The sequence below is a fragment of the Streptomyces sp. NBC_01506 genome (assembly GCF_045040295.1).
GTDB lineage: Bacteria > Actinomycetota > Actinomycetes > Streptomycetales > Streptomycetaceae > Streptomyces.
Window position 1 is genome coordinate 5,071,232 of the sequence record NZ_CP109422.1, and the last position, 12,729, is coordinate 5,083,960.

At 70.5% G+C, this 12,729-nt stretch carries 11 protein-coding genes and 1 rRNA gene; 2 read left to right on the top strand and 10 right to left on the bottom strand.

Translation table 11 applies throughout. The features are described 5' to 3' along the window. Positions 1 to 27 precede the first annotated feature (27 nt). Positions 28 to 144 (top strand): 5S ribosomal RNA (gene rrf, locus OG329_RS22240). A gap of 58 nt (positions 145 to 202) precedes the next feature. Here rrf and OG329_RS22245 read toward each other — a convergent pair. The 4 genes from OG329_RS22245 to OG329_RS22260 are packed head-to-tail and all read right to left on the bottom strand — an operon-like array spanning position 203 to position 3,996. Further along, entirely contained in the window at positions 203 to 886 is a 684-nt protein-coding gene (locus OG329_RS22245; RefSeq protein ID WP_405797490.1) for a response regulator, read from the bottom strand. Next, positions 883 to 2,196 carry a sensor histidine kinase gene (locus OG329_RS22250; RefSeq protein WP_405797492.1) on the bottom strand — a complete coding sequence of 438 codons (1,314 nt, stop codon included), beginning with the start codon at positions 2,194 to 2,196 and terminating at the stop codon, positions 883 to 885. Before OG329_RS22250 ends, OG329_RS22245 begins: the two co-directional genes overlap by 4 nt. Positions 2,197 to 2,206: 10 nt before the next feature. After that, positions 2,207 to 3,016, bottom strand: coding sequence for an ABC transporter permease (locus tag OG329_RS22255; RefSeq protein ID WP_405797494.1), 810 nt, complete (start codon positions 3,014 to 3,016; stop codon positions 2,207 to 2,209). Beyond that, positions 3,013 to 3,996, bottom strand: a complete 984-nt coding sequence (locus OG329_RS22260; RefSeq protein WP_405797496.1) for an ATP-binding cassette domain-containing protein — start codon at positions 3,994 to 3,996, stop codon at positions 3,013 to 3,015. Before OG329_RS22260 ends, OG329_RS22255 begins: the two co-directional genes overlap by 4 nt. Before the next feature lie 155 nt (positions 3,997 to 4,151). On the opposite strand from OG329_RS22260, the gene OG329_RS22265 reads away from it, so the two are divergent. After that, positions 4,152 to 4,709 (top strand): GNAT family N-acetyltransferase, encoded by a 558-nt coding sequence (locus OG329_RS22265; RefSeq protein WP_405797498.1) that lies wholly within the window; start codon positions 4,152 to 4,154, stop codon positions 4,707 to 4,709. A gap of 164 nt (positions 4,710 to 4,873) precedes the next feature. Here the strand turns inward: OG329_RS22265 and OG329_RS22270 are convergent, their stop codons facing one another. From OG329_RS22270 to OG329_RS22295, 6 genes are all read right to left on the bottom strand, one after another. Further along, positions 4,874 to 6,412: a type IV secretory system conjugative DNA transfer family protein gene (locus OG329_RS22270; RefSeq protein WP_405801965.1), complete on the bottom strand. Its 1,539-nt coding sequence runs from the start codon at positions 6,410 to 6,412 to the stop codon at positions 4,874 to 4,876. Between the two features lie 5 nt (positions 6,413 to 6,417). After that, complete coding sequence (locus OG329_RS22275) at positions 6,418 to 7,866, bottom strand: ATP-binding protein (RefSeq protein ID WP_405797499.1); 1,449 nt, start codon at positions 7,864 to 7,866, stop codon at positions 6,418 to 6,420. A gap of 67 nt (positions 7,867 to 7,933) precedes the next feature. Continuing rightward, entirely contained in the window at positions 7,934 to 9,505 is a 1,572-nt protein-coding gene (locus OG329_RS22280) for an SCO6880 family protein (RefSeq protein ID WP_405797500.1), read from the bottom strand. Then, positions 9,502 to 10,866, bottom strand: a complete 1,365-nt coding sequence (locus tag OG329_RS22285; RefSeq protein WP_405797501.1) for a hypothetical protein — start codon at positions 10,864 to 10,866, stop codon at positions 9,502 to 9,504. The genes OG329_RS22280 and OG329_RS22285 overlap by 4 nt, the downstream gene beginning before the upstream one ends. Beyond that, a complete protein-coding gene (locus tag OG329_RS22290) occupies positions 10,856 to 11,719 on the bottom strand; it encodes a hypothetical protein (RefSeq protein ID WP_405797503.1) in 864 nt (287 codons plus the stop codon). The genes OG329_RS22285 and OG329_RS22290 overlap by 11 nt, the downstream gene beginning before the upstream one ends. A gap of 277 nt (positions 11,720 to 11,996) precedes the next feature. After that, positions 11,997 to 12,305: a hypothetical protein gene (locus OG329_RS22295; protein WP_405797505.1), complete on the bottom strand. Its 309-nt coding sequence runs from the start codon at positions 12,303 to 12,305 to the stop codon at positions 11,997 to 11,999. Positions 12,306 to 12,729: the final 424 nt, after the last annotated feature.

A 12,729-nucleotide genomic window follows, 5' to 3' on the forward strand; every position in this document is an offset into this window, starting at 1 on the left:
CAGAGGTTGTTCAGTGTTTCATTGTGTTTCGGTGGTCATTGCGTTAGGGAAACGCCCGGTTACATTCCGAACCCGGAAGCTAAGCCTTTCAGCGCCGATGGTACTGCAGGGGGGACCCTGTGGGAGAGTAGGACGCCGCCGAACAATTTTTGGGGAATGCCCCGCACCTTCTGGTGCGGGGCATTCCTGCGTTCACGACCTTTTACGACGGGTGGACCAGCTTCGCCTCGTACGCCAGGATTACCGCCTGCACGCGGTCGCGTGAGCCCGTCTTCGCCAGTACGCGGCTCACATGCGTCTTCACCGTCGATTCCGCGAGGTGGAATCGTGAGGCGATCTCGGTGTTCGTCCAGCCCTGGCCGACGACCGTGAGGATTTCCCGTTCCCGGTCCGTGAGCGGTGCGATCCGCGGGTGGATTTCCTCCGGCGTCGCACCTGCGGCGGCGGCGTCGGTGGTGGTCGGGAGGCGGTGGGCGTACGCGTCCAGCAGTCGGCGGGTGAGGCTCGGTGCCACCACCGCGTCGCCGCTCGCGACCGCGCGGATGCCGGACAGCAGCTCCTCCGGGAGCGCGTCCTTGACGAGGAAGCCGCTGGCGCCGGCCCGCAGGCCCGCGTACGCGTACTCGTCCAGGTCGAAGGTGGTCAGGATGAGCACCCTCGTACGGCTGCCGGCCGCGACGATACGGCGGGTCGCCTCGATGCCGTCCAGGCCCGGCATACGGACGTCCATCAGGGCGACGTCCGGGTGGAGTCGGGCGATCAGACGGACGGCTTCGGCGCCGCCGCCCGCCTCGCCGACCAGGGTCATATCGTCCTGGCTCTCCAGCAGCATCCGGAAGCCCATGCGCTGCAAGGGCTGGTCGTCGGCGATCAGTACGGTCGTCACAGCCGCATGTCCTCGTCGTTCGGCAGATGCAGATGGACCCGCCAGCCGCTGTCGGGCGGTGGCAGCGGTCCGACGTCAAGTGTGCCCGCGTACAGGGCGGTCCGTTCCCGCATGCCGGTGATGCCGCGTCCGCCCGGCCTCGGTGAGGTCGCTCTGCCGGTGTCGGTGATCTCCGCGGTGATGGACTCGGGTGTGCGGCTGAGCGTGACTCGAGCCGTGGCGTCCGGACCGGCGTGCTTGAGGGTGTTCGTGAGGGCTTCCTGGACGACGCGGTACACCGTGAGCTGGCGCCCCGTCGGCGCGGCTTCGAGGTCGCCGGTGACCGTGACCTGGACCGGCAGGCCCGCCGCCCGTACGGCGTCGATCAACTGGTCCAGTTCACCGAGGCCGGGTTGGGGTGCCAGCTCGGCGGGGGTGTCGTCCGGGGCGTCGTTCTGGAGGATGCCGAGCAGCCGGCGCAGTTCCGTGAGGGCCTGGCGGCTGGTGGTGGCGATCGCGTCCAGGGCCTCGGTGGCGCGCTGCGGGTTCTTCTTCGCGGCGTACGAACCGCCGTCCGCGAGGCCCGTGATGACCGAGAGGTTGTGGCCGAGGATGTCATGCATCTCGCGGGCGATTCTGGTGCGCTCGGCGGCGGCGGCGAGCTGGGCCTGCTGGTCGCGTTCGATCTCCAACTGCTTCGCCCGCTCTCTCAACGAGGCCGTGTACTCCTGTCTCGTACGCATCACGATCCCCAGCAGTGCCACCACGACGAAGCTGGTGAGCGACGACTGGAAGGCCATGACCCAGTTGTCCTCCGGGAAGCGGGCCGCGCCCACGACGAGGGGACCGGTCAGCAGGGCGGCGGTCAGGGCGAGTTGGCGCGTCGGCAGCCGTAGCGCGATGTTGAAGACGACGATCAACTGGCAGAACGCGGCGATCTGGAGGCCGGCGCCCGACCAGGCTTGCAGCAGGGCGAACGGCAGCGTCGCGAACAGCGTTGGCAGGGGACGCGTACGGCGGAGCAGGACGGCCGGCGGGAAGCACAGGGTGCAGACCGCCGCCGCCCACATCGGCACGTCGGGGTTGGGCGCGACCGCTCGCCAGCCGCCGGCGACCAGGTCGATCGCGCCGCCGAGCAGCAGGAAGCCCGTCAGCAGCAGATCCCAGACGATCGGGCGCGCCGCGTCGAAGGCGCTGATCCGCTGGGCCGCGCGGTTGATGAGTTGGGTGAGCGATCCGTTGCCGCCTGTGCCCGTGCTCGCGGCTGTGGTTGCGCCTTCGACGGCGACGGCGTCCTGTGTGCCGCTGACCTGTCTCCCCGCTCCGTTCATTCCTCCATCGTCATACATCGCGCCGCTTGAGCAGCCATCCCGCCGCCCCCAGCGCCGCCGCCGCCCACAGGCACAGCGTGAGCAGGGCCATCCCGTCCGACAGCCCGCCGTCGATCTGCCTGACCGCGCCGAGGGATTCGGCGGCGCGGGCCGGGAAGTACCTGACGGCGTTGTTCACGGCGTCGGAGGGGACCGACGACAGCACCTCCGGCAGGATGACGACTCCCACGAAGAACGCGCCGATCGCTCCCGGTACGGAGCGGAGCAGCGCGCCCAGGCCGAGGCCGAGCACGCCGAGGAGCGTGAGCGCGACCGCCGTGCCCGCGACGGCGCGGGCGACGCCCGGATCGGTGAGCGAGGCACTCATGTCCGTGTCCGCGAGGAAGACCTGGCCGAGCAGGAAGGTCGCGAAGAAGGTGATCAGGCCGACGACGAGCGTCACCGCCGCGAAGACGGCGGTCTTGGCCCACAGGACGGGGAGCCGCCGGGGCACGGCGGTCAGCGAGGCGCGGATCATGCCGGTCGAGTACTCGCCCGCGCTGAACAGGACGCCGAGCACCGTGAGGATGATCTGGCCGAACTGGATGCCCAGCAGGGTCAGGACGACCGGATCGCCGACTCCGCCGAAGCCGCCGCCGTCCGGCTCGTGGCCGACGGACATGACCAGGCCGGTGCCCAGGACGAGGACCGATGCGGCCGAAAGCGTGACCCAGGTGGAGCGCAGGGTCCAGAACTTGTGCCACTCCGAGCGCAGGACGCGGACGGGAGTGACCCCTGAGCGGGCGGCGGTTGCCGTGCGCCTGATGTCTACGGTGCTCATGCCGCCGCTCCTGTCGCTGTCGCTGTCTCTGTCACTGCGTTGTGGGTGGCGCTGCCGGCCTGGTACTCGACCTCGTCGCGCGTCAGGTCCATGAACGCCTGCTCCAGCGAGGCGGTGCGCGGCGTCAGCTCGTACACGGGGACGCCGTGGGCGGCGGCGATACGGCCGATGTACTCGCCGTCGACGCCCCGTACGTCCAGCTCGTCGGGGCTCGTGCCGGTGTTCGTGCCGGTGTTCGCGCCCGGCGTGATCTCGACGCCGGGGCCCGCGAGCAGTTGGGCGAGTCTGCCGGCTTCTGGGGAGACGACCTTCATGGCCGCGACGCCCGAGTCGCGTACGAAGTCGGCCACCGTCGTCTCGGCGAGCAGCCTGCCTCGGCCGATGATGATGAGCCGTTCGGCGGTCAGCGCCATCTCGCTCATCAGGTGGGAGGAGACGAAGACCGTACGGCCTTCGGCGGCCAGGGACTTGAGGAGATTACGGATCCACAGGACGCCCTCCGGGTCGAGGCCGTTGACCGGCTCGTCCAGGATGACCGTGGCCGGGTCGCCGAGCAGGGCCGCCGCGATACCGAGGCGCTGGCCCATGCCGAGGGAGAAGCCCTTCACGCGGTCGCCCGCGACGTCGGTGAGGCCCGTCAGGTCCAGGACGTGCGCGACGCGCGAGCGGGCGATGCCGTGGGTGTGGGCGAGTGCCATCAGATGGTGGTGGGCGCTGCGGCCCGGATGGACGGCGCGGGCCTCCAGGAGGGCGCCGACCTCGTGGAGCGGGGCCGGGTGCGCGGCGTAGGCGCGGTCGCCGACGGTGACATGGCCGGCGGTGGGGGCGTCGAGGCCCAGGATCATGCGCATGGTCGTGGATTTGCCGGCGCCGTTGGGGCCGAGGAAGCCGGTGACGGCGCCAGGTTCGACGGTGAAGGTGAGGTGGTTGACGACGGTCTTGTCGCCGTAGCGTTTGGTGAGTCCGTTGGCCTTGATCATGGCTTCGACGGTAGGCAGCGGGCGGGTCCGGAACGTCGGACCGGGGGCGGGGAACGCGTACGGGGCGTACTACCCCAGTACGACGGCGGGGCCGGGGGACCCTGAGATCCGAAACTCGTTTGTGGGTGGTGGAGGTGGGCGGGGAGGATCGCTGGATGAACGTAAGCGTGCGTGCCGTACGCGCCGACGAATGGGCCAAGGCCAAGGAGCTTCGGCTGGACGCCCTGCGCGATCCGGCCGCGCCCGTCGCCTACCTCGAGACGTACGACGACGCCCTCCGGCACCCGGATTCCTTCTGGCGCGAGCGGACGCGGGCATCGGCAGGGGGCACGTCGGCGCGGCAGTTCGTGGCCGAACTGGCGGACGGCACCTGGGCCGGTTCGGTGGTGGTCCTGGCCGAGCGGCGGGGCTCGACCGATGTCCTGGGCGAGCGGAGCGCGTACGACCAGGCGCATCTCGTCGGCGTGTTCGTACGGCCCGAGCATCGGGGCGCCGGTCTGCTGAAGGAGCTGTTCGACGCGGCCCTCGCGTGGGCGTGGGCGCTGGAGGAGCCCCGTGTCGAGCGCGCGAGGCTGTATGTGGACGAGCGGAACGGGCGGGCGCGGGGCGCGTACCGCAAGCTCGGATTCGAGCCGACCGGGGTGGTCCTTCCCGTCGAGGCCGATCCCTCGGCGCGGGAGTTCGAACTCGCGGTGTGGCGGTCGTCGGCCTGAGCCCGCTTTCCGTCGTCAGCCGGTGCAGGGGTGCGTGGCGCGTGGCGCGTGCCGAGTGCCGTGCGCAACGCACGTGCCCGCCAGCTCAGTTGGTCCAGTATGACCTTTGCCGCACGGATCGCACGGATCGCACCGATCGTGCCGTCGACCGCGTGAGCGGGGGCTCAGGCGGGGAGTTCCTGGTGTGGCCAGCGGTCCGGCCAGCGGTCCCGGCCCTGTTCGCGCGAGCGCAGCAGGGCCAGCGCGGGCATCCCCCGCTCGTCGCCGTCCGCCAGCAGGTCCGGCAGCGCGGGCAGTGGCGCCACCGCCGCCACGTCGTCCAATACGAGCGTCATTGGTGGGTCGAGCCGACCGGCGGATGACCGTGCGGCCATGCGGCGGCCGTGCTCGACCACGCTTGAGGCGAGAGCGGTGAGCAGCGGCATCGCTCCCGGACGGGTGCGCGGATCCTCGATCGGCTCACCCACCACATAGAGCGTGCCCCCCTCGGCGGCGAAAGAACCCAGCGCGAGCGAGTCGGCTCGATTCGGTGTGCACGCCTCACGGATATGGATCGACGACAGGGAGGCCAGCGCGCGGGTGGTCAACTGCTGGGCGATGTCCCGGCGTTCGGGGTACGCGGTGAGTGCGGACTCCAGCAGGCCCGCGAGCCCGGAGGCGGCCTTGGGGTGGGTACGCAGCAGCCGTACGGCCTCGTGGGCGCCGCCGCCCTGCGCCCAGCGGTGCACCTGCTTGAACGGCCGCCCGTCCACGGCGGCGGCATGCAGCCAGCAGCGCAGCAGGGTCTGCGCCGTGTCGGCCATGGCGGCGTCGAGACGGGCCGGCGGCCGTACGGGCGCGAGCAGCGCGACGGCGCGCGCGGCGGCGGTGTCGGGGTCCTCGCAGTTGGCGGTGGGGGACCAGTGGAGGCGGGCCGGGGTGTCGCAGAGATGGCCGGGGTCGTAGACGAGGACGGGGCCGAGTTTGGCGCGGGCGTCCTTCGTCTCGGCCCAGACGGCGGGGTCGGAGGTGACGACGAGCGCGGGGCCCTCGGCGTCCTGGATGGCCTGTACGGCGGCGGGGCGGCGGGCGCGGGGGTCGCCGTAGCGGACCTGGGCGTTGGGGGCCGTACGGGGCGCGGGGACGGGTGCGGGGGCGGGGACGGGGACGGGGGCCTGCTCGACCGGTACCGGGGCGGGGGCCGGGACTTCGGCAGGAGGCGGGGGCGGGGTTGGCGCCGGTTCCGGTGTGCGCGCCGGGGCCTTCCGTACGCGCTCCGTCTCCGCCGCCGCGTCGGCCTCGGCCACCCGCCGCTCCTCCGCGCGCTCCCGTGCCCGCTCGCGTTCCCGGAGCCGTACCGTACACAGCGCCCGCCAGCGGGTCACCACGCCCAGCACGAACACCGTCAGCACGGCCGCCACCATCAGCTCGCCGATGAACAGGCCCCAGAACAGCCCGTATCCGGAAAGCTCCCCCGCCGGGGTGTCCGGCCAGGCGGCGGGCAGGTCGTCCGGGGCGGCGATCAACTGCCGTACCGCCATGGGCGTACGCATGAACGTCACCGAGCCCGGCCATGAGCCGTGCGCGAACAGACCGGCCAGGCCCGTCGCCGTCCACGCGAACAGCGTGATCCCGAGCAGGAAGCCCAGCACGCCCAGGATCAGCCCGTCCGGGATCCCGCGCTGATCGCCCGGCCGGGGCCTGCCCCCGCCCCCCGCCGCCATACCGCTCACGCCACCGTGGACTCGGACGACGCGTTCAACCGCCGCTGCTCCATCAGGATCGCGCGTTGCTCGGCCTCCCACTCGGCGGCCCGTACGTGGTCGGGCAGCCCGTCGGTCATGGCGTCGGCGGCGTCCGAGGCGTCGGACGCCTGGCTGTTCTCGGTCATCGCGCGGTCGGTGAAGACCAGTGGCCGTTCCGCCTCGGTGACCAGGTGTTTGACCACCTGGACATTGCCGTTGACGTCCCACACCGCGATACCGGGCGTGAGGCTCGGGATGATCTCGACCGCCCAGCGCGGCAGCCCGAGCACCTGGCCGGTGGCCCGCGCCTCGTCGGCCTTCTGCGCGTAGATCGTCCGGGTCGACGCCATCTTGAGGATGGCGGCGGCCTCCTTGGCGGCGGCGCCGTCGACCACGTCGGAGAGGTGGTGGACGACCGCCACGAACGAAAGACCCAGCCGGCGGCCGAACTTGAGGAGCCGCTGGAACAACTGCGCGACGAACGGGGAGTTGATGATGTGCCACGCCTCCTCGACCAGGAAGATGCGCTTCTTGCGGTCGGGGCGGATCCAGGTGTGCTCCAGCCACACGCCGACGATCGCCATCAGGATCGGCATCGCGATCGAGTTGCGGTCGATGTGCGAGAGGTCGAAGACGATGAGCGGCGAGTCCAGGTCGATGCCGACGGTCGTCGGACCGTCGAACATGCCGCGCAGGTCGCCGTCGACGAGCCGGTCGAGGACCAGGGCGACGTCCAGGCCCCAGGCCCGTACGTCGTCTATGTCCACGTTCATCGCCTCGGCCGACTCGGGCTCCGGGTGCCGCAGTTGCTCCACGATGTCCATCAGGACGGGCTGGCGCTCGGTGATCGTGGCGTGGACGTAGGCGTGCGCGACCTTGAGGGCGAATCCGGAGCGTTCGTCCAGGCCGTGCCCCATGGCGACCTCGATGATCGTGCGCAGCAGGGCGAGCTGCCCGGTCGTGGTGATCGCCGGGTCGAGCGGGTTGAGCTTGATGCCGCCGTCCAGGGCCGCCATCGGGTCGAGCCGGATGGGGGTTATGCCCAGCTCCTGCGCGATGAGGTTCCACTCGCCGGCGCCGTCCTCGCCCTGGGCGTCGAGGACGACGACCTGGCGGTCGCGGAAGCGCAACTGCCGTAGGACGTACGTCTTCTCCAGGGCCGACTTGCCGTTGCCGGACTCGCCGAGGACCAGCCAGTGGGGGGCGGGGAGTTGCTGACCGTACAACTGGAAGGGGTCGTAGATGTAGCCCTTGCCGCTGTAGACCTCGCGGCCGATGATGACGCCGGAGTCGCCGAGGCCGGGGGCGGCGGTCGGCAGATAGACGGCCTGCGCCTGGCCGGTGGACGTACGCACCGGCAGCCGGGTGGTTTCCACCTTCCCGAAGAGGAAGCTGGTGACGGCGTCCGTGAAGGCGGACATGGGATCTCGCATCACAGGCCCCTATCAGCGGCGGTCGGTTCGGTTGGTTCGGTCGGTTCGGTCGGCTCGTGGTGGAGGCTCATCGGCGGATGCCGGTCGCGAACGGCAGGGTGTTCACGAACGCCCGGTGGTGCTCGCGGTCGCACCACTCCAGCTTCAGATACGACTTGCCGGCCGACGCCCGGATCGTCCGCTTGTCCCTGGCCAGGGCCTCGGGCGAGCGGGACGACACCGTGATGTACCCGACGATGTTGACGCCCGCCGCACCGCTGGCGAGGTCTTCGCCCCGCTGGTCGAGCCGGCCGTGCGCGGCGATGTCGCGCGGGTCGACGGTGCGGTTCATCTTCGCGGCACGGCTCGCGTCGGCCTCGTCGTTGGTCTTCTCCGTGAGCATCCGCTCGATGGCGACCTCGGTCGGCTCCAGGTCCATGCAGACCGCGACCGTACGGATCACGTCGGGCGTGTGGACGAGCAGCGGGGCCAGGAAGTTGACGCCGACCGGGGTCATCGGCCACTCCTTCACCCAGGCCGTGGAGTGGCACCAGGGCGCGCGGGTGGACGACTCGCGGGTCTTGGCCTGGAGATACGTGGGCTCCATGGCGTCCAGCTCGGCGGGCCAGGCGTTTCGTTTCGTCATGGCCTGGATGTGGTCTATGGGGTGGTCCGGGTCGTACATCGAGTGCACGAGGGAGGCCAGCCGGGCCTGCCCGAGCGGCTGCCGGACACGGATGTCGGCCTCCGCGAGGCGGGCGCAGATGTCGGTGAGTTCACGGGCCATGACGACGGCGAGACCGGAGTCCTTGTCGAGCCTGCGGCCCCGGACGCCCTTGCCGCCGCCTCCGGCCTGGCGGGCGGCGCGGGCCATGGCCTGGCCCTCGGAGGCCAGTTCACGGCTGTAGTGCATACAGGCCACGAGATAGGCGCGGTGCTGCTCGCTGGAGGTCGAGACCATGGACTGGAGCTGTTCGTACGACTCCTGGAGCCAGCCCGGGGACGCGGAGTCGCCGCGCTGGGCGACGTCCTTGGCGTGTGCGTCGGGGTCGGCGGGGAGCGTACGGGCGAGCATCTGGAGGCGGGTGACGAAGCCGTCCCCGTTGGCGACGTGCTTGAGGAGCGTGCCGAAGCGGTCGACCAGGGCCTCCTGGTCCTCGCTGTCGCGCAGTCCGACGCCGGGGCCCTCGATCTCGATGGCGGCGGTGACGGTGCGGCGGTCGGCGTGGAGCAGTACGGCGATCTCGTCAGGCCCGAAGGGCGCGGCCAGCCAGTTGATCCGCCCGATACCGGGCGGCGGGCCGACCTCGACCTCGCGGCCGTCGGCAGCGGTGCCGGACTCCATGGCGGCGGAGCGGTAGGTGGTGCCGTTGCGCAGGGTCCGCTTGTAACTGCGGTTGATCTCGAACCACTTGTAGACGGTGCGGTGCTTGTACGGGACGTACACCGCGGCCAGCGCGAGGAGCGGGAACCCGAGCAGCGTCACGATCCGCAGGGACAGGACGGGGACGATGAGCCCGCTCATCATGCCGAGGAACGCGCCGGCGATGATCAGCGCGATCTCGCCCGACTCACGGTTCTTGCCGACGATCGCGTTCGGCCGCGCGCGGCCGATGAGATACGTACGGCGGGGCGCGATCGGATGGGACTGAGTCGTCAACGCCCTCCACCTCCTGTGCTGTTGTTACCTGTTCCGCGATTGCCTTGGCTGCTGCGGCTGCTGTGGGGGGTGCCGCTGGTGGGGCTGCTGGGGCGGGGGGCCGAGGCGGGCGAGGGGACGCCACCTCCGCCGCCGCCTCCGCCGCCTCCTGAGGAGGGGCGGCTGCTGTGGGCGGCGACACCGCCGGAGACGGCGTTGGCGGGCCTGGCCGCGCTGCTGCTCTCGCCACCGCCGCCCCCTCCGCCCCGGCCGCTGTGGGTCTTGATGCCCTGCGAGACGACACCGGCGGGCGAACTGATCACGGCGGCGGCCCGGCCGCCGTCGGTGGACAGCTTGGCGTTGCTGCGGGCGCTCGCGATCTCGTCGCCGAAGCCGGGGACGAAGCGGTAGATCATGGCGGAGGCGAAGATCGCGAGAAGGATGATGGCGAGCCCGGAGACGACGGCCGAGAACGAGTCAGGCCCGTCGTCGGACGACGTGAGCGCGCCGGCGAGGCCGAGGACGATGACGATCACGGGCTTCACCATGATGACCGCGATCATGAGCCCGGCCCAGCGGCGTACATGCCCCCACATGTTCTTGTCGACCAGCCCCGCGTAGACGACGACGCCGAGGAGGGCGCCGACGTAGAGCAGGATCGCCCGGATGAACAGCTCCAGATAGAGGATGCCGGCCGCGAGGATCGTCACGAGGGACACCACGATCAGCATGATCGGCCCGCCGCCGATCTCGGTGTCCTTCTTCAGCGCCTCGGAGAACGTCCCGAAGAACACATCGGTCTGCCCACTGGTCCCACCGGCGATGACCTCGGTGACGCCGTCGGTGGCGGAGACGAGCGTGTAGAGGATGAGCGGCGTGAACGCGGAGGCGAGGACGGTCAGCCAGAGGAACCCGATGGCCTCGGAGATGGCGGTGGTCAGCGGGACGCCGCGGATGGCGCGCTTGGCGACGGCGAGGAGCCACAGGATGAGGGTGAGGATGGTGGCGGCGGCGAAGACGACGGCGTACTGGGAGAGGAAGGCGGTGTTGGTGAAGTCGACCGTGGCGGTCTCCTTCACGGCCTTGGAGAGGGTGTCCACGGTCCACGCGGCGGCGTCGGCGCAGCCGCGCGCGAGGGAGGTGAGGGGGTCGAGGGCGCTGGTGGGGTCGTTGAGGGGGGAGTTGTCGCTGCTGCTGCCGGATTCGCCCTCTTCGCAGTACTCCTTGGCAGGGCCGGTCAAGGGGGCGCAACTGGCGTCGCTCGGAGACGGAGAGGGGCTGGGGGCCGCTGTCGCCTTGGTGGCGAGCAAGAACAGCCCGGCCTGCACGGTCGCCAATGCGCTGGCGACCGAGCGAATACGGACGCGGTAGCTACCTGGCATAGGTGAAGCCTCCGTACTCGTCAACAGCCTTGCCGATCTCGTCGGCGGTGGAGGCGGCGATGTCGCCCGGAACCGGGGCGGGGCCGTCTTTCTGGGAGTCGGCGGTCACTTTCCAGTCGTCGGCCTCCCACCGGAGGTCAAAGGTCCAGGTCTTCCACGTGGTGCTGACAGGGTCGGTGGAGTCGGGACCGGACATACCGATCAGACCCGTGTACCAGACCGAGACTTTCGCGCTGTCGCCGTCGAAACTCTCCACCTTCGTACCTACCGGGACCGTCCGGGAGATGAAGGTGCTGTCTGCGGGAGCGGCACCGTTCGCGTCGAGACCGAGCTTGGTCAGGAACTCCGGAGAATAGGCCTTGTCCTGCGGACCCTTGAGCTTTGCGGCGGCGGCAGGTGTGTAGACGGAGTCGACGATTCCGTGTCTGCTGGCCCGGTTGAACATGCCGTCCGAGCCCAGAGCGACGGCGTAGTTGGAGGCCGCGCTCTCCGCCCCCTGCTCATCCTTCGCGAACCCCGAAGGAATCCCCCCGTTCTTCCCCGTCACCGGCTTCACCCCCGACGCCGACGTCGGTTCCGACCCCGCCGCGCTGTCGCCGCCTCCCGCTCCCGACGCGTCGGTGTTGTCGCCGCTGCCGCGGTTCGCGAACGCGATGGCCGCGACCAGCAGCACCACCACACCCACCACCGCGATGAGCGAGCGCGAGCTCCGCTGCGGCCGCCGGCCGCCGCCGAACCCGTCGCCGCCCCCGCCGTCCGGCAGACGCGTCCGCGTCTGGCCCATCCCGCCGAAGCTGTCGTCCGTCGTACGGCCCGGATCGCTCCCGTGGCCGTGCTCATCGCCGAAGCTCATGCCGCGTCCGCCCCCTCGACCGGTTCAACCGTGTGCAGTTCCGCTTGCTGTACCGCTTGCAGTGCCGCGTAACACGACGGTAGCCGTGCTGGTTCCCGCGCGGGCGCGGTGTGGTGACTCGACATCAGGGAGACGCAACCTCGGCGGATGGGCACGACGGACGGATGGGGTGGGAGCGAATGGGGTTGAGGCGGACGGTGTGTCGAGGGTGGCCGGGCGGCGTACCCGGCGCGGGACCGGATCGGATGGGACCGGATCGGATCGGATCGGTGAGACGCTAAACAGCCATCCCGTACACAATCGTGAAGACCGTACCGAGAGACCCGATGATGAAGACGCCGGTCAGTCCGGCGACGATCAGCCCCTTGCCCTGCTCGGCGCTGAAGGTGTCCCGCAGCGCGGTCGCGCCGATACGCTGCTTGGCGGCGCCCCAGATCGCGATGGCGAGACAGAGCAGGATGGCGATCGCCATCACCACCTGGACAATGACGCGAGCTTCGGTGCCGAGGTTCCCGAAGGGCCCCCAGCTCGGAGCGATACCACCGATGATGGTGTTGATGTCGCCCTTCTCGGCTTCCACGTCCATACAACTCACCGCCCCTGTTGGGTTGTTAAGTGCCCGCGCCAGGCGGCACGGATCGCCTTCTATCTTCGCTGATGGAACCGCCCTCGTATGCCGACTTGGCGGGTCTCTTTACCCGATCCCCGCACGTTTGACCGATCCGACTGCCCTGACCTGCGTCATGAAGCGGAGTATGCGAGTACGCGTATGGTCACTCTGTGTATCACGGAGGGTGACTCCGGGCAATGATTGGCGTTGTGCACTCTTGAGCCCGCCGCGGTTTTGCGTCCGTGCGCCATCCGTGCGCCGCCCGCGGGCGAGAGGCGGGCCCACCGTACGGGTGAACCTGCGCGGGACGTCGAGCTGTTGCCGCTCGCGGCCGATGCCAACGGGGGACGGGCCTCCCGCCCTCCCGTAAGCCTGCGGCCGGTTCCGTCCCCTCTCTCCC